Annotated in this window: 20 protein-coding genes; 8 read left to right on the top strand and 12 right to left on the bottom strand. The window is 66.7% G+C overall.

The window, feature by feature from the left end; translation table 11 throughout:
- Window positions 1–13: 13 nt before the first annotated feature.
- Genes QU481_RS05690 through QU481_RS05730 form a run of 9 tightly spaced genes read right to left on the bottom strand, consistent with a single transcriptional unit; the run spans window position 14 to window position 5,766 of the window.
- Complete coding sequence (locus QU481_RS05690) at window positions 14–844, bottom strand: polysaccharide deacetylase family protein (RefSeq protein ID WP_289828952.1); 831 nt, start codon at window positions 842–844, stop codon at window positions 14–16.
- A complete protein-coding gene (locus QU481_RS05695) occupies window positions 841–1,548 on the bottom strand; it encodes a hypothetical protein (protein ID WP_289828953.1) in 708 nt (235 codons plus the stop codon). The genes QU481_RS05690 and QU481_RS05695 overlap by 4 nt, the downstream gene beginning before the upstream one ends.
- Window positions 1,545–1,742 carry a hypothetical protein gene (locus QU481_RS05700; protein ID WP_289828954.1) on the bottom strand — a complete coding sequence of 66 codons (198 nt, stop codon included), beginning with the start codon at window positions 1,740–1,742 and terminating at the stop codon, window positions 1,545–1,547. The genes QU481_RS05695 and QU481_RS05700 overlap by 4 nt, the downstream gene beginning before the upstream one ends.
- The gene (locus tag QU481_RS05705; protein ID WP_289828955.1) at window positions 1,739–2,308 is read right to left on the bottom strand and encodes a LolA-related protein; all 570 of its coding nucleotides are present in this window, start codon (window positions 2,306–2,308) and stop codon (window positions 1,739–1,741) included. Before QU481_RS05705 ends, QU481_RS05700 begins: the two co-directional genes overlap by 4 nt.
- Window positions 2,298–3,203 (bottom strand): lysophospholipid acyltransferase family protein, encoded by a 906-nt coding sequence (locus tag QU481_RS05710; RefSeq protein ID WP_289828956.1) that lies wholly within the window; start codon window positions 3,201–3,203, stop codon window positions 2,298–2,300. The genes QU481_RS05705 and QU481_RS05710 overlap by 11 nt, the downstream gene beginning before the upstream one ends.
- Window positions 3,200–3,523, bottom strand: coding sequence for an ApeI family dehydratase (locus QU481_RS05715; protein ID WP_289828957.1), 324 nt, complete (start codon window positions 3,521–3,523; stop codon window positions 3,200–3,202). The genes QU481_RS05710 and QU481_RS05715 overlap by 4 nt, the downstream gene beginning before the upstream one ends.
- Window positions 3,516–4,859 carry an AMP-binding protein gene (locus QU481_RS05720; RefSeq protein WP_289828958.1) on the bottom strand — a complete coding sequence of 448 codons (1,344 nt, stop codon included), beginning with the start codon at window positions 4,857–4,859 and terminating at the stop codon, window positions 3,516–3,518. Before QU481_RS05720 ends, QU481_RS05715 begins: the two co-directional genes overlap by 8 nt.
- On the bottom strand, window positions 4,859–5,491 hold the full coding sequence (locus QU481_RS05725) for a COG4648 family protein (protein ID WP_289828959.1): 633 nt from the start codon (window positions 5,489–5,491) through the stop codon (window positions 4,859–4,861). The genes QU481_RS05720 and QU481_RS05725 overlap by 1 nt, the downstream gene beginning before the upstream one ends.
- Window positions 5,492–5,508: 17 nt before the next feature.
- Complete coding sequence (locus QU481_RS05730) at window positions 5,509–5,766, bottom strand: phosphopantetheine-binding protein (protein ID WP_289828960.1); 258 nt, start codon at window positions 5,764–5,766, stop codon at window positions 5,509–5,511.
- Between the two features lie 395 nt (window positions 5,767–6,161).
- On the opposite strand from QU481_RS05730, the gene QU481_RS05735 reads away from it, so the two are divergent.
- Window positions 6,162–6,941, top strand: coding sequence for an alpha/beta fold hydrolase (locus QU481_RS05735; RefSeq protein WP_289828961.1), 780 nt, complete (start codon window positions 6,162–6,164; stop codon window positions 6,939–6,941).
- Between the two features lie 57 nt (window positions 6,942–6,998).
- Here QU481_RS05735 and QU481_RS05740 read toward each other — a convergent pair whose 3' ends face one another.
- The 3 genes from QU481_RS05740 to lptM are packed head-to-tail and all read right to left on the bottom strand — an operon-like array spanning window position 6,999 to window position 8,934.
- Window positions 6,999–7,475: a GNAT family N-acetyltransferase gene (locus QU481_RS05740; protein WP_289828963.1), complete on the bottom strand. Its 477-nt coding sequence runs from the start codon at window positions 7,473–7,475 to the stop codon at window positions 6,999–7,001.
- A complete protein-coding gene (gene lysA / locus QU481_RS05745) occupies window positions 7,472–8,722 on the bottom strand; it encodes a diaminopimelate decarboxylase (protein ID WP_289828964.1) in 1,251 nt (416 codons plus the stop codon). The genes QU481_RS05740 and lysA overlap by 4 nt, the downstream gene beginning before the upstream one ends.
- The gene (lptM, locus tag QU481_RS05750; RefSeq protein ID WP_289828965.1) at window positions 8,719–8,934 is read right to left on the bottom strand and encodes an LPS translocon maturation chaperone LptM; all 216 of its coding nucleotides are present in this window, start codon (window positions 8,932–8,934) and stop codon (window positions 8,719–8,721) included. Before lptM ends, lysA begins: the two co-directional genes overlap by 4 nt.
- An 86-nt stretch (window positions 8,935–9,020) precedes the next feature.
- On the opposite strand from lptM, the gene cyaY reads away from it, so the two are divergent.
- The 7 genes from cyaY to QU481_RS05785 all read left to right on the top strand — a co-directional run bounded on the left by cyaY (window position 9,021) and on the right by QU481_RS05785 (window position 14,018).
- A complete protein-coding gene (gene cyaY / locus QU481_RS05755; protein WP_289828966.1) occupies window positions 9,021–9,335 on the top strand; it encodes an iron donor protein CyaY in 315 nt (104 codons plus the stop codon).
- Window positions 9,335–9,742, top strand: coding sequence for a YqaA family protein (locus QU481_RS05760; protein ID WP_289828967.1), 408 nt, complete (start codon window positions 9,335–9,337; stop codon window positions 9,740–9,742). The genes cyaY and QU481_RS05760 overlap by 1 nt, the downstream gene beginning before the upstream one ends.
- A 56-nt stretch (window positions 9,743–9,798) precedes the next feature.
- A complete protein-coding gene (rsmA, locus tag QU481_RS05765) occupies window positions 9,799–10,581 on the top strand; it encodes a 16S rRNA (adenine(1518)-N(6)/adenine(1519)-N(6))-dimethyltransferase RsmA (protein ID WP_289828968.1) in 783 nt (260 codons plus the stop codon).
- Window positions 10,582–10,806: 225 nt separating this feature from the next.
- Complete coding sequence (locus QU481_RS05770; RefSeq protein ID WP_289828969.1) at window positions 10,807–11,709, top strand: glutamate/aspartate ABC transporter substrate-binding protein; 903 nt, start codon at window positions 10,807–10,809, stop codon at window positions 11,707–11,709.
- 163 nt (window positions 11,710–11,872) lie between these two features.
- Window positions 11,873–12,619, top strand: a complete 747-nt coding sequence (locus tag QU481_RS05775) for an amino acid ABC transporter permease (protein WP_289828970.1) — start codon at window positions 11,873–11,875, stop codon at window positions 12,617–12,619.
- Window positions 12,616–13,284 carry an amino acid ABC transporter permease gene (locus tag QU481_RS05780; protein ID WP_289828971.1) on the top strand — a complete coding sequence of 223 codons (669 nt, stop codon included), beginning with the start codon at window positions 12,616–12,618 and terminating at the stop codon, window positions 13,282–13,284. The genes QU481_RS05775 and QU481_RS05780 overlap by 4 nt, the downstream gene beginning before the upstream one ends.
- A gap of 5 nt (window positions 13,285–13,289) precedes the next feature.
- On the top strand, window positions 13,290–14,018 hold the full coding sequence (locus QU481_RS05785) for an amino acid ABC transporter ATP-binding protein (RefSeq protein WP_289829067.1): 729 nt from the start codon (window positions 13,290–13,292) through the stop codon (window positions 14,016–14,018).
- Window positions 14,019–14,046: the final 28 nt, after the last annotated feature.

Consider the following 14,046-nt stretch of genomic DNA (forward strand, 5'->3'; position numbering starts at 1 on the left):
GCTCTTCCTTCCATCAAGATTGAAAATCGGCTGGCTGCGGCATCAGTGCTTCGGCCAGCGTCACGGTGTTGAGACCCCGCTGGCGGATCGCCGCGAGCAGATCCGGCAGCACTTCGAGGATGACCGGTGCACCCGAACTCGTGCGCGCGGCATGCGCGTCGTGCAGCAGCAGGATGTCGCCGCCGGCAAGATTCCGGCTCAGTACCTCGAGCACCCGCGACGGATCATTCTGACGCGTGTCGAACGCGCGCCGGGTCCAGCTCGCCAGCGTCAGGTTCCTGCGGTGCAGCACCGGCTCGAGAAACGGGTTTCGAAGCCCGGCCGGCGCGCGGAAAAAGCGCGGTGTCATGCCGGTGATTTCGGCTAGCGTGCGCTGCGCGGCATCCACTTCGCGCGCGAGCGCGACCGGGCCGCGCAGCGAGAAGCTGTGATGATGATGCTGGCTGTGGTTTTCCACGGCATGACCGCGCGCGACGATCTCGCGGCACAGCGCCGGATGACGGCGCGCTTCGCTGCCGATGCAGAAGAAGGTCGCGCGCGCGCCGGCCGCGTCGAGCTGGTCGAGCACACGCGGTGTGACCTCGGGGTCGGGGCCGTCGTCGATCGTGATCGCCACGCTGCCGCACGCGGCCGCTGCGTCGGGCAGCCGCGTCCAGTTCGGCCCGAGCAGCCGACTCCTCGGCCACAGGCCGGCGGCGGCCAGCACCGCGTGGTCGGCGACGAGGCCGGCCAGCCACCACGGCCACGCAGAGGGGTGCCATAGCACGGCGCCCGCCGCGCTAGCGTGCAGCGCCATCGAGGCGGTGATCAGCGGCGTCGGTCGCCAAGGTTGTCGTGCGTTCATCGATGCGTCTCACTCACGCTAAAGTTCACCCTATCCAGCCACAATGTCCAGAGCGCTCGCCACGCACTCCAGTCGTGTCCGCCGGGCACGCCGAAGCGGTGCTCGGCCGGCCAGCAGTCCCCTGCCAGGTTCTGGCTCGAACGGAAGCGGTCGTCGTGGGCCAGCCCCAGGCTGACCGGCAGCTGGTGCGCCCCGCCGTTGGCGAGCCAGTACCAGACGCGCGCCTCGAGTTCGCGTGCATCCCAGTCGGGAGTCTGCGTCGCCGCCCATGTGGCTGGGGAACCTGACCCGCGTATTGCCTGCTCCAGCGCCCGGGTACCCAGATAGGGAGCGATCGCCAGCGCACCTTCTACGCCCTCGGCAGATTCGGCCAGATGCGCGAGCGTCAGCAAGGCACCGAGCGAAATGCCGGCGAGCCAGATCCGCTCGTAATGGTCCCGCCACGGTGCGAGCGCATCGGCCAGGCGCGACAGCGCCACGCCCTGCGTGACTGCGAGCGGGTCGATAGGCAACAGCAACAGCGCGGCGTGCGGATGGCGTTCGCCCAGCTCGGCGACGAAACCGCGCTCAACGAAATCCTGTGGGCGGCAGTATGCGCCTGGCAGCAGCACGACGAGCGAGTTGTTCGGCCCGGGCTTAGGCGCGGCGAAGAACTGCGCGTCATCCGTGCACGGCGGCATCGGCCAGTCAGTCTGCGGATTCATAGCGGTCCAGCATTGCGGAGAATAGCAGGGCCAGCAACGCCTCGAGCACCGGTGGTGCTGCCGAGTGCGGTGATGCTGTCGCCGATCGCGGCTTTGAGACCATCGGCGGAAAAACGTGCGCGTGTCACCAGCAGCGCGCCGATGGCCTGCGCCAGCAGCCACAGGTCTACGTTCAGGGCGCGGCGTTGTTTCACTGCCCGGCCTTGTCGATCGTCATCACCGAGCGGTCGCCGTCGGCCTGGATGATCTCGATCTGGCGCAGCTCGGTGCGCACCCCGCTGATGCGCACGCGGCTGACCTTGGCGAGCATCTTGCTCGACAGCGGCGTCAGCCGCAGCGTCCAGCGCTCAAAGCGCCCGTCCAGCTCGTTGCGGTACGCCGCTTCGAGTGCACCCCTGTCGCCGGCGAGCGTCGCGCGGATACTGTCGATAAACGCCGCGATCTCGGGGTAGTCCTGCAGTTTCAGCACGTGACGGCGGTTGCCGCGCTCGATAGTGAGCGTGCCGGCATCGAGCAGCAGCGCCTCGGCCTTCGGCTGTAAGGTGCGCTTCTCGAGATGGCCGGGCGCCGTGTAGGCGAGTTCGCCCGACGATTCGAGCGGCTTGTCGATCAGGCCGATGTACTGCTTCTCGGTGAACGTGGCGTGCGCCGATTTCGTCTGCGCCAGCTGGGCCAGCAGTTGGTTCAGGTCGAACTCGGCTGCGTGGCTGGCTAGCGGCAGCATCAGCAACACGGCCAGAAAACGCAGTTTAGTCAGCATGGTCAGCCCAGAAATCGTAGAAGTTGAACCAGTTGTACGGCGCCGTGCGGCATTGCTGCTCGAGCCGTGCCGCGTAGTTGGTGAGCGCGCCCTGCACCGCCGCTTCGCGTCCTCCGCGCTCGACGGCCGAAAAGTCGGCGAGTTCGGAAAAGTGCAGCCGGTAGCGGTTGCCACCCAGGTACAGGCCGGTCATGAACAGCACCGGGCGGCGCAATACCGCGGCGAGCCGCAAGGGGCCGAGCGGGAAGGCCGCGTCGGCGCCGAGGAACGGTCTCTTTGCCATCGCTTCCTGCTGCGGGCTGCGGTCGCCGAGCATGCCGACCAGGTCGCCCGCTTCGAGCCGTGTCTTCATGGCCAGCATTGAGTCGAGGTGGCCGAGCGGGATGATTGCTTCCTGCAACGACGGGTTGATCGCGGCGAGCGTCGCCTGGATCTGGCGCGCGTTGTCAGGGTACATCACCAGTGTGACGCGCAGCTCCGAGTTCCAGCGGCCGGCGGCGCGCAGCGCCTCGAAGCTGCCAAGATGCGAGCCGAGCAGGAACACGCCGTCGCCGCGCGCCATCGCCTCCTCGACCAGCTCGCGACCCTCGATCTCGATCTCGAACAGGTCATCGCGTTCGTTCAGCAGATACAGTCGGTCGAGCACCGTCGACGCGAAACAGAAGAAGTGTCGCCAGCGTTCCGCGAGGCTGGCGGGGCGACCGAACAGCCGGGCCAGATAGTCGCGCGATGCCGCGCCGGCGGGGCCGGGGAACAGCAGGAAATACAGCGTGATCGGGTAGAGCAGCGCCCTTGCCGGTCTGCGTCCCAGGCGCAGTGCCAGATGGCGCATCACGCCGAGCCAGAAGGTGGAGCCGCGTTCGGCGCGATTGGCCCAGACGGCATTCGCCTTCACCGCGCCCCCTTGGGATCGCCAAAGCGCAGTTCGCACTGGGCGACGGTGCTCCCGGCCGCGTCGCGGATCGTGCAGCGCCAGCCACCTGCGCGTGCCGGCGCCGCGTCGAGTGCCAGCACGCTGCCCGGCCCGACCGGGGCGAGAAATTTGGCCGACACCAGGTTGAGCGCGCCGGGCGTCAGCGCCAGCGCGCCTTCGAGCGCCAGCACCGCGTAATCGAGCAGCGCGGCGCCGGGCAGAATGGGCTGGGCCGGGAAGTGACCGGGAAACGCCGGGTGGTCGGCCGGAACCGTCAGGGTTAACGACAGGTGCTCAGTCATCGGTGGCAGCATCCTGCAAGGCGGCACGCAGTTCGGCCAACGGCAGTTTGCCGGTGGCGTTGCGCGGCAGTGCCGCGACGAATTTCAGCGGTCGCGGTAGGAAGGCCGCATCGATGCGTTGGCGCAGCGCCGAGAGCAGCACCGTGCGCTCGAGCTCGGGCGCGACCACCAGCGCGGCGAGCCGCGCGACGCTGCCGATACCCTCCTCCTCGGGCAGGAAGAATATCCCGTCCGTGACACCGGGGATCGTCAGCAGCTGCTGGGTCAGATAGGCGAGCGAGCTGCGCTTGCCGGCGACGTTGACGAGGTCGGCGGTACGCCCGAGCAGCCGGAAGTGCCGCGTGCCTAGCAATTCGACCCGGTCGTTGAGCGGCTGTTCCTTCCAGACGTGGCCGCCGTGCACGATCGCGCGCTCGGCGCCGTCGGGACGCAGCTGGACGCCCGGCATGCATTCCCAGCACTCGGTCGATGCGCTGCGTCGGGTGGCGAGCTGGCCGGCCTCGGTGCAGCCGTAGATTTCCAGCAGCGGCGCCTCGAAGCGGGCTTCCAGCTCGCCGGCCAGTTCGCCCGACAGCGGCGCGGTGGCGCTGGTGATCAAGGCCAGCTGCGGGACGGGTAGCCCGCTCTCGAGCAGGGTACGCAGGTGAAAAGGGGTGGAGACCAGCACGCGCGGCGCTGGCAAGGCGGCCAGTACCGCCTCTACGTCGGCCGGGTAGAACGGACGCTCCGCGCACAGCAGCCCGCCGCCCAGCAGCGGCAGCAGCACGGTCGACTCGAGGCCGTACATATGCTGCGCCGGCACGGTGCCGAGCAGTGAGAAGCCGGGCTCGAGCCCCAGGCTTTCCACGCCGGCGCGAGTGGTCTCGACCAGCGCGCCCCAGTACTTGTCATGCCCTTGCGGGCGCCCGGTCGAACCCGAGGTGAACACGCGGGCGATCCGCTGGCCGGCCGGCAGGCTGGGCGGTGGCCAGTGACTGGCATCCGATGCGGCCAAGAGGGTCGCGTCGATCAGCAGTGTGGGCAGCGCGATGTCGCTGTCCGGCCGATCGCTCAGGCAGCCGAGCGCCGGGTAGTCCTCGCAGAGCTGCGCGATGGTTTGCTCGCTGTGCGACGCCGGCAGCAGGCACAGGATGCCACGCAGCGCACAAGCGTACAGTGCCACCGCGAACAGGTAGCGGTTCTGGCAGGCGTTGAGCAGCGCCTCGCGCTCGGGCAGTTGTTCGGCCAGCGTCGTGACGTCGGCGATAAAGCGGCCGGCGCTATGCTCATGGTCGGCGAAGCGCGCGAGCGGCCGCGCCGCGTCGTCGTGAGCGATCAGGGGGTAATGGAGCGACATTAGGAGTCTCGTCTGCCCGAGCCGTCACGGCCAAGGGCGCGGTAAGCGCGGAAGGTATCGGTAAAGCGCAGCTGGTCGCGCCAGTGCGGCAGCGCGCGCAAGCGCAGCGCGAATTCGACGACGAACATCAGCCCGACGAGCGGAAACACCAACAGGTTGCTGAAGAAGGACCAGACGGACAGCGGCGCGACGAAAAACAACAGTGTCGAGATCGTGGCCATCGCCAGGAAGAACAGCGTCCAGGCCTGTGTTGCGCGGCGCGTATAGCGGGTGACAGCGTCGTCGAGCTCGCCGTGGATCAGCGCCGCGATCTGGTGGCACAACGGCGTCTGGCCGGGCAACAGCGTGCGGCCGAACATCAGCGCCAGCGCAAACTGCGTGCCGGCGTCCTGCAGGAAATACAGCCAGTGAAAGTGCCCGGTGAACCAGTCCAGCCGGCTGGCGACCAGTGCGGCGCCCAGCACCGGCACGGCAAGTGCCAAGCGCCGCCGCCCGGCGGCGAGACAGAGCAGGACCAGCGCGGCGATGGGCGGGGCCAGCGCCAGCAGCACGCCGAGCAAGGCGTGCTGTGCGGGGGCTTCGAGCACCCAGTGCGACAGCAGCAAATAGCCGGCGAAGCTTCCCGCCAGCATGGGCACGCGCCAATTCATCAACAGGTGCGGTGAGCGGCGATATGCGCAGACAGGTTGGCAAGCGAGGCGAAGATGCGCACATTGTCTTCGCTGTCCGAGCGTAGCTGGAAGCCATAGCGCTTGGACACCACCAGCGCGATTTCAAGAATATCGATCGAGTCCAGTCCCAGTCCGTCGCCGTACAGCGGCGCGGCCGGGTCGATTTCCTGCGGGGCCGTTTCCAGATTCAATGCCTCGACGATCAGGCCGGCCACTTCCAATTCAAGTTCAGACATCACTTTAACTCCAGAAACGAGCGCTGCCGGTACTGTTCGGCGGCGAAAATCGTTAATTTTAAGAGACTTAACGCTATTCAGGCAATGCAAACGGCCTAAAGGCCGTGCCGGCAACGGCAGATCGCTCGGTGCGACTGTGCGAGCGCTCACTGGCCAAGCGGCAGGAGGCTTTGCTATATCGGGAAGACGCTAAGAGCCTGTTCAAAGTCTTTTTACGGACTGCGCTGGCCGTTTGCCGGGCCAGCCCTACGGGGCCGTCCCCTGCCGGCGCATCGCTTTGTCGTTCGCCCCAGGCAGTGAACGACACTGCGGCGGGACTCTCTCCTAGCGCTGCATCCGGCAGGGGACGGCCGCAGCCGCAAAAAGACTTTGAACAGGCTCCAAGGGGGCGCGCCATGCAATTGTCCCGTCTGTTTCCTGTATTGTTCCTGCTCGTCATTCTGGGCGGATGCTACGGCCGGTTGCAAAGACCGATCCCGAGTAGCTACTACGGCGGGCAGCCTGCGCAGCGCAGCGACACACTGCTGGTGATGTTGCCCGGCATCAATGACCAGCGGGAGGACTTTGCCCGCGAGGGCTTCATTGCTGAACTCAGGCGGCGCGCCATCAGGGCCGACGTCGTCAGCGTTGCCAGTCACGCCGGCTATTATTTCAGCGGCGAACTGGTCGAACGGCTCCATCAAGACATCATCCTGCCCGCCCGCCGCGAAGGATATCGGAGCATCTGGCTGATCGGGATTTCGCTGGGCGGCATGGGCTGCATGCTCTACGCCGACGAGCATCCGGAACAGCTGAGCGGCGTCGTTCTGATCGCGCCGTTCCTCGGGCGCGATACCGAGCTGCAGGACTTGCGCAAGCAGGGGCTCCAGCGCTGGCTGGCGAGTCCGACGCCGTGGCTCGCGATCGATCGGCGCAGCCGCGAGGCGTGGCAATGGGTGGCGCACCGTAGCGACAATGCCGAGCCAGCGTTCTACCTCGCCTACGGCAGGCAAGATCGCTATGCGGCGGGTCAGCAATTGCTCGCCCAGCTCGGCACGCCCACCTACCTGATCGATCTCGATGGCGCACATGACTGGCCTACCTGGCAATTGCTGTGGAGCGACCTGCTGCAGGGGCCGCTCGGCGCGGCGCTGGCTGGCCGGAAAGTCCCGCCCGCGGTGGCGAGCGTGCACTGACAAGACAACGCCCCGCATTGCGGGGCGTTTCACGTGGAACAGCGGTGCGAGCGGTGCTTACAGCTTCTTTTCCATCATCAGGTAGGCCTGTCCGCCCAGCGCCGACAGCCGGTAGCCGAGCGACTCGTACAGGCCGCGACCGACCTGGTTGTCCGGGCGCACTTCCAGCGTCACCTTGCAGGCGCCGCGCTCGCGCGCCGCCGCGGCGACCGCGTCCATCAGCTGTCGGCCGACGCCCTGCCCGCGCGCGGCCGGCAGCACCGCGACGTCGTGCAGGTTGACGGTCGGCGCGGCGGCGAAGCTCGAGAAGCCGAGCACGCACAGGGCGATGCCGAGCGGCTCGCCGTCCTGCTCGGCGATCAGCGCGAAGGTGCTCGGGTGCGCGGCGAACGCCGCGCCGAGCCGGGCGTGCGCGTCGGCCGACAGGCCCTCGCCGCCGCCCATCGGGTCGCGCGCGTAGGCGTCGACCAGTTGGACCAGCAGCACCTGGTCGGCCGGGTTTGCCTTGTCCAGTTCGCGGATCGCGACGCTCACGACAACAGCGCCTTCTCGTTGGCGAGGATCTCGTCGAGCGTCTCGCGGCGGCGCACCAGCTTCACCGCGCTGCCGTCGACCAGCACCTCGGCGGCGCGCGGGCGCACGTTGTAGTTGCTCGCCATCGTCGATGCGTACGCGCCGCACGACATCACCGCCAACAGGTCGCCCTCGCCGATCGCCAGCTCGCGGTCCTTGCCGAGGAAGTCGCCCGACTCGCAGATCGGACCGACCACGTCGCAGCGCTGCGGCGCGGCGGCCGGCTGCTCGGCGACGGTGACGATGTCGTGGTAGGCCGAGTACAGCGACGGGCGCATCAGGTCGTTCATCGCGGCGTCGACTACGGCGAAGTTCTTCTCCTCGCCGAGCTTCAGGTACTCGACGCGGGTCAACAGCACGCCGGCGTTGCCGACCAGCGAGCGGCCCGGTTCCAGCATCAGGTGCAGGTTGCGGCCGGCGAGGCGTTTGGCGACCTCGGCAGCGTAGGCGGCCAGGTCCGGCGGAGTCTCGTCGGTGTAGCGGATGCCGATGCCGCCGCCCAGGTCGATGTGCTTGAGCACGATGCCGGCGGCGGCGAGCTGGTCGATCAGCACCAGGAGGCGGTCGAGCGCGTCGACCAGCGGCGTGACGTCGGTCAGCTGCGAGCCGATGTGGCAGTCGATGCCGACCACGTCGAGGTGCGGCAGGCTGGCGGCCAGCTGATAGGCGTCGAAGGCGGCGTCGAAGGCGATGCCGAACTTGTTGTCCTTCAGGCCCGTGGAGATGTACGGGTGGGTCTTGGCGTCGACGTCCGGGTTGACGCGCAGGGATACCGGCGCCTTGCGGCCGAGTTCGCCGGCGACGTCGTTCAGGCGCTTGAGCTCGTTGATCGACTCGACGTTGAAGCAGCGGATGCCCGCTTCGAGCGCGTAGCGCATCTCGTCGGCGCTCTTGCCGACGCCGGAGAAGATCACCTTGCCGGCATCGCCGCCGGCGGCGAGCACGCGCGCCAGCTCCCCGCCCGACACGATGTCGAAGCCGGAGCCGAGGCGGGCGAAGCGCTGCAGCACCGCCAGGTTGCCGTTGGCCTTCACCGCGTAGCAGATCAGCGGGGCTAGGCCGGTGAACGCGTCGCGGTAGGCCTGATAGGCGGCGTCGAGCGCGGTCGCCGAGTAGACGTAGAGCGGCGTGCCGTATTGCTCGGCCAGGGTGTTCAGGGCGACGTCGTCGACGGCGAGCGCGCCGTCGCGATAGGTAAAGGCGTTCATGGGCTGGTTCTGTCCTGGTTGGTATTCTGGGCCGGCTCGGCGACCGGCGCCGACGCTGCGACCGGGGCCGAGGCGGCCAGCGGCGCGGAGGCGACCGGCCGGGCGCCCGCAGTGCGATGCTTGGCGTTGGGCTTGGGCAGGTAGAGTGGTCCCTTGTAGCCGCAGGCGGTCACCAGGGCGGCAACGGCGGCAAGGGCGATCACGGTTCGCATGGCAATCGGTCGCTTATGGCAAAATTGCCATACTAACAAAGCCGGCCGACGCTGGCAGCCCACCCTTCCCGATGGAACCCGCCCCCATGACCGAAAGCGAATTTCTCGACCTGTCCGATGCGATCTTCGCGCGCATCGAAACCGCCATCGACGACGCCGGCCTCGACGCCGACACTGTGTGCAACGGCAACGTGCTGGAGCTCGACTTCGACGGCGTCAAGGTGATCGTCAACCGCCACACCCCGAACCAGGAGCTGTGGATCGCCGCCAAGACCGGCGGCTACCACTTCGCGGAGAAGGACGGCGTCTGGCTGTCCGCCCGCGACGGCGCCGAATTCTTCGCCACGCTGTCCCAGGTGGTCAGCGATGCGGCCGGCGAGCCGTTCACGCTGACGGCCTGATGGCCGCCGAGCTGTGGGGGCTCTCCGGGCTCGCCGCCTCGGCCTTCCTGTCGGCGACGCTGCTGCCTGGCAACTCCGAGGTGGCACTGTCCGCCTTCCTCTATAAGTGGCCCGGCTGGCTGTGGCCGGCGCTTTGCGTCGCCACCGTCGCCAACAGCGCCGGCAGCGCCACCAGCGTGTGGCTCGGGCGGCGCGTGCCGGCAAAGGAGCTGTCGCCGCGCGTGGCGCGCTGGTTTGGCCGCTTCGGCCCGGCCACGCTGCTGTTGTCGTGGGCGCCTTTCATCGGCGACGCGCTACCGCTCGCAGCAGGCTGGCTGCGTCTCAAATGGGCGCCCTGCCTGGTGTGGATTACCCTCGGCAAATTCCTGCGCTATGCCGCAATCGGCCTGGCGATGCACTACATCTAGCCGGGCCGGCGCCGGCCATTTCATACACTTAAGCTAAAGATTGTCAGAGGACCTGAATGTCCAGTAGCCATATCCCCCGCAAGCGTTTCGGTCAGAACTTCCTGCAGGACGCGCGCGTGATCGAAGACATCGTGCGCGCGGTCGGCCCCGAGCGCGACGACACGGTGATCGAGATCGGTCCCGGCCTCGGCGCGATCACCGAGCCGCTGCTCGACCGGCTGAACCACCTGCACGTCGCCGAGATCGACCGCGACATCATCGCCCGGCTGAAGGGCCGTTTCAGCCCCGAGCGGCTGACCATCCACGAAGGCGACGCGCTCGCGTTCGACTTCGGCAGCCTGCCCGGCCGCATCAAGATCGTCGGCAACCTGCCGTACAACATCTCCACCCCCCTGCTCTTTCACCTGGCGAGCTTCGCCGACAAGGTGATCGACATGCACTTCATGCTGCAGAAGGAAGTGGTCGAGCGCATGGTGGCCGAACCATCCACCGCCGACTACGGCCGCCTGACGGTGATGCTGCAGTACCGCTTCGAGATGGAGAACCTGTTCATCGTGCCGCCGGGCGCGTTCTATCCGCCGCCGAAGGTCGATTCGGCGGTGGTGCGGATGATCCCGAACCCGGGGCGCTGCGGCGTGGCCAGCGACGAGCATCAGTTTGCCGAACTGGTCGCGCAGGCGTTCGGCCAGCGCCGCAAGACGCTGCGCAACAACCTGAAGGGCATCGCCGACGACGCCGACTTCGCCGTGCTCGGCATCGACCCGGGGCTGCGCCCGGAAAATCTGGCCGTGGCCGACTATGTGCGCCTCGCCAACCATTTGAAGGCGAAGGCCGATTGAATACGGGCGCTTGTCCGACAGCGGATCCGCGGGCAGAATCGGGCAACTTGTCTGTCATTGTGTAGAGGCAGGTTAAAGTACAGCTGGCTCGCGACCGGCATGGCCGGCCGCCAGATGCCCGACGCTTGCAATAACAATGCTACAAAGGTTTCAGCCGACCCTTCCCCCTACAACAGAAGGGCGGCTCCTCACGCAGCAGCAACGTTATCAACAGGAGAGACTGTCATGAAAGTACGTACACAGCTGATCGGCGCGGCGGTAATCGGTGCCCTGGTGACGGCGCCGGCGATGGCTGCCGAGCTCACCGGGACTCTGAAGAAGATCAAGGAGTCCGGGGTGATCGTGCTGGGTAACCGCGATGCCTCGATCCCGTTCTCGTACCTCGCCAACGATCCGCAGAAGCCGATCGGCTACTCGGTGGACCTGGCCAACAAGGTCGCCGAGGCGGTGAAGAAAGAGCTGAAGATGCCGAACCTGCAGGTGCGCTACAACCTGGTCACCTCGCAGACCCGCATTCCGCTGGTGCAGAACGGCACTGTCGACCTCGAATGCGGCTCGACCACCAACAACCTGGAGCGCCAGAAGCAGGTCGACTTCTCGGTCGGCATCTTCGAGATCGGCACCCGCCTGTTGACCGCCAAGAACTCCGGCGTCAAGGACTTCCCGGACCTGAAGGGCAAGAACGTGGTGACCACCGCCGGCACCACCTCGGAGCGCTTGCTCAAGGCGATGAACGTCGAGAAGAGCCTGGGCATGAACATCATCTCGGCCAAGGACCACGGCGAGTCGTTCCTGATGCTCGAGTCGGGCCGCGCCGCCGCGTTCATGATGGACGACGCGCTGCTGTACGGCGAAATGGCCAAGGCCAAGAACCCGGCGGGCTGGGTGGTGACCGGCAAGCCGCAATCGTTCGAGATCTATGGCTGCATGCTGCGCAAGGGCGATCCGCAATTCAAGAAGGTGGTCGACGACGCGCTGAAGGCCACGTACAAGTCCGGCGAAATCAACAAGATCTACGCCAAGTGGTTCGAGTCCCCGGTGCCGCCGAAGGGCCTGAACCTGAAGTTCCCGATGTCCGACGTCTACAAGAAGCTGGTGACGAATCCGACCGACAAACCGGCCGAATAATGCACGCGTGTCGTTGACGCGGTAACGGGGGGCGGCCTTGGCACGACGAGCTTGGACTCGGTCGTGCCGGGGTATCGCCCTTTCTTGGCTTTTGGGGGGCGGCAATGCGCCGGCGAGCCCGCGTGCTCGTCGCGCGAGGGTCGACCCTCCGTTGGAGGTGACGATGAATTACCACTGGGACTGGGGCGTATTCTTCAAGTCCACCGGCATCGGCCACGAGATCTACCTGGACTGGTTCATCACCGGCCTGGGCTGGACCGTGGCGGTGGCGATGGTGGCCTGGGTGATTGCGCTGATCCTTGGTAGTGTGCTCGGCGTGATGCGCACGCTGCCGAACAAGACGTTGTCGGGCGTGGCCGGCGGCTACGTGGCGCTGTTCCGCAACGTACCGCTGTTGGTACAGCTGTTTCTCTGGTACTTCCTGGTGCCGGACTTCCTGCCCGAGTCGCTGCAGGTCTGGTTCAAGCAGGACCTGAAGCCGGCGACATCGGCGTATATCTCGGTCGTGGTGTGCCTGGGCCTGTTCACCGCCGCGCGGGTGTGCGAGCAGGTGCGCACCGGCATCGAGGCGCTGCCGAAGGGCCAGAGCAACGCCGCCTACGCGATGGGCTTCACGCTGCCGCAGGTGTACCGCCACGTGCTGCTTCCGCAGGCGTTCCGCATCATCATCCCGCCGATGACCAGCGAGTTTCTGAACGTGTTCAAGAACTCCTCGGTGGCGTCGCTGATCGGGCTGATGGAACTGTTGGCGCAGACCAAGCAGACCGCCGAGTTTTCGGCCAACCTGTTCGAGGCGTTCACGCTCGCCACCGTCATCTACTTCGTGCTCAACATGAGCCTGATGAAGCTGATGGGCTGGGTGGAAAACCGGGTGCGCGTGCCCGGGCTGATCGGGAGCACAGGCAAATGATGGACTTCAGTCAGATCATTCCGGCGCTGCCGGCGCTGACCGACGGCATGCTGCTGACGTTGCGGCTGCTCGGGCTGTCGGTGGTGGGCGGCGTGGTGCTCGGTACCCTGCTGGCGCTGGCACGGCTGTCCGACCGCCGGGTGCTGTCGGGCCTCGCCAAGTTCTACGTGAACTATTTCCGCTCGATCCCGCTGTTGTTGGTGATCTCGTGGTTCTACCTGGTGGTGCCGCTGATCTACAACTGGCTCACCGGCAGCTTCGAGCCGGTCGGCGCGTTCACCTCGTGCCTGGTCGCCTTCGTGATGTTCGAGGCGGCGTATTATGCCGAGATCGTCCGCGCCGGCATCCAGGCTATCCCGAAGGGCCAGGTCAACGCCGCGTACGCGCTGGGCATGGGCTACGGCCAGGCGATGCGGCTGATCGTGCTGCCGCAGGCGTTCCGCAAGATGACGCCGCTGTTCCTGCAGCAGAGCATCATCCTGTTCCAGGACACCTCGCTGGTGTACGCGGTCGGTTTGCTCGACTTTTTGAATACCGCCCGCTCGAAGGGGGACATCGTCGGCCTGCCGCACGAGTTCCTGATCTTCGCCGGCGCGGTGTACTTTGTGATCAGTTTTGGCGCGACGCTGTTGGTGAAGCGCCTGCAGAAGAGGTTTGCGGTATGACAGCCATGATTCAGCTCTCCAACGTCAGCAAGTGGTACGGCGACTTCCAGGTGCTGACCGACTGCACCACCCAGGTCGCCAAGGGCGAGGTGGTGGTGGTGTGCGGCCCGTCCGGCTCCGGCAAGTCGACGCTGATCAAGTGCGTGAACGCGCTCGAACCGTTCCAGAAGGGCACCATCCTGGTCGACGGCGTGTCGGTCGGCGACCCGAAGACCGACCTGCCGAAGCTGCGTAGCCGCGTCGGCATGGTGTTCCAGCACTTCGAGCTGTTCCCGCACCTGTCGATCACCGACAACCTGACGATCGCGCAGATGAAGGTGCTCGGCCGCTCGCGCGAGGAGGCCAACGACAAGGGCCTGAAATACCTCGACCGGGTGGGGCTGAAGGCGCACGCGGCCAAGTTCCCCGGCCAGTTGTCCGGTGGCCAGCAGCAGCGCGTGGCGATCGCCCGCGCGCTAGCGATGGACCCGATCGCGATGCTGTTCGACGAGCCGACCAGCGCGCTCGACCCGGAGATGATCAACGAGGTGCTGGACGTGATGACCGGTCTCGCCCATGAAGGCATGACGATGATGTGCGTGACGCACGAGATGGGCTTCGCGCGCCGCGTCGCCGACCGGGTGATCTTCATGGACCGCGGCCACATCGTCGAGGACTGCGCCAAGGAGGAATTCTTCGGCGCGCCGCGCGGCGAACGGGCCCAGCAGTTCCTGTCGAAGATCCTGCAGCACTGAAGCGCTCGCCGTTCGCACTGAATCACGC

The sequence above is a fragment of the Crenobacter oryzisoli genome (assembly GCF_030385785.1).
Classification (GTDB): domain Bacteria; phylum Pseudomonadota; class Gammaproteobacteria; order Burkholderiales; family Chromobacteriaceae; genus Crenobacter_A; species Crenobacter_A oryzisoli.

Excerpts from the sequence above, each read along its gene's own strand:
- QU481_RS05690 (WP_289828952.1), bottom strand. The coding sequence starts at position 844 with ATGAACGCACGACAACCTTGGCGACCGACGCCGCTGATCACCGCCTCG.
- QU481_RS05695 (WP_289828953.1), bottom strand. The coding sequence starts at position 1,548 with ATGAATCCGCAGACTGACTGGCCGATGCCGCCGTGCACGGATGACGCG.
- QU481_RS05705 (WP_289828955.1), bottom strand. The coding sequence starts at position 2,308 with ATGCTGACTAAACTGCGTTTTCTGGCCGTGTTGCTGATGCTGCCGCTA.
- QU481_RS05715 (WP_289828957.1), bottom strand. The coding sequence starts at position 3,523 with ATGACTGAGCACCTGTCGTTAACCCTGACGGTTCCGGCCGACCACCCG.
- QU481_RS05720 (WP_289828958.1), bottom strand. The coding sequence starts at position 4,859 with ATGTCGCTCCATTACCCCCTGATCGCTCACGACGACGCGGCGCGGCCG.
- QU481_RS05725 (WP_289828959.1), bottom strand. The coding sequence starts at position 5,491 with ATGCTGGCGGGAAGCTTCGCCGGCTATTTGCTGCTGTCGCACTGGGTG.
- QU481_RS05730 (WP_289828960.1), bottom strand. The coding sequence starts at position 5,766 with ATGTCTGAACTTGAATTGGAAGTGGCCGGCCTGATCGTCGAGGCATTG.
- QU481_RS05735 (WP_289828961.1), top strand. The coding sequence starts at position 6,162 with ATGCAATTGTCCCGTCTGTTTCCTGTATTGTTCCTGCTCGTCATTCTG.
- lysA (WP_289828964.1), bottom strand. The coding sequence starts at position 8,722 with ATGAACGCCTTTACCTATCGCGACGGCGCGCTCGCCGTCGACGACGTC.
- lptM (WP_289828965.1), bottom strand. The coding sequence starts at position 8,934 with ATGCGAACCGTGATCGCCCTTGCCGCCGTTGCCGCCCTGGTGACCGCC.
- cyaY (WP_289828966.1), top strand. The coding sequence starts at position 9,021 with ATGACCGAAAGCGAATTTCTCGACCTGTCCGATGCGATCTTCGCGCGC.
- QU481_RS05760 (WP_289828967.1), top strand. The coding sequence starts at position 9,335 with ATGGCCGCCGAGCTGTGGGGGCTCTCCGGGCTCGCCGCCTCGGCCTTC.
- rsmA (WP_289828968.1), top strand. The coding sequence starts at position 9,799 with ATGTCCAGTAGCCATATCCCCCGCAAGCGTTTCGGTCAGAACTTCCTG.
- QU481_RS05770 (WP_289828969.1), top strand. The coding sequence starts at position 10,807 with ATGAAAGTACGTACACAGCTGATCGGCGCGGCGGTAATCGGTGCCCTG.
- QU481_RS05775 (WP_289828970.1), top strand. The coding sequence starts at position 11,873 with ATGAATTACCACTGGGACTGGGGCGTATTCTTCAAGTCCACCGGCATC.
- QU481_RS05780 (WP_289828971.1), top strand. The coding sequence starts at position 12,616 with ATGATGGACTTCAGTCAGATCATTCCGGCGCTGCCGGCGCTGACCGAC.
- QU481_RS05785 (WP_289829067.1), top strand. The coding sequence starts at position 13,290 with ATGATTCAGCTCTCCAACGTCAGCAAGTGGTACGGCGACTTCCAGGTG.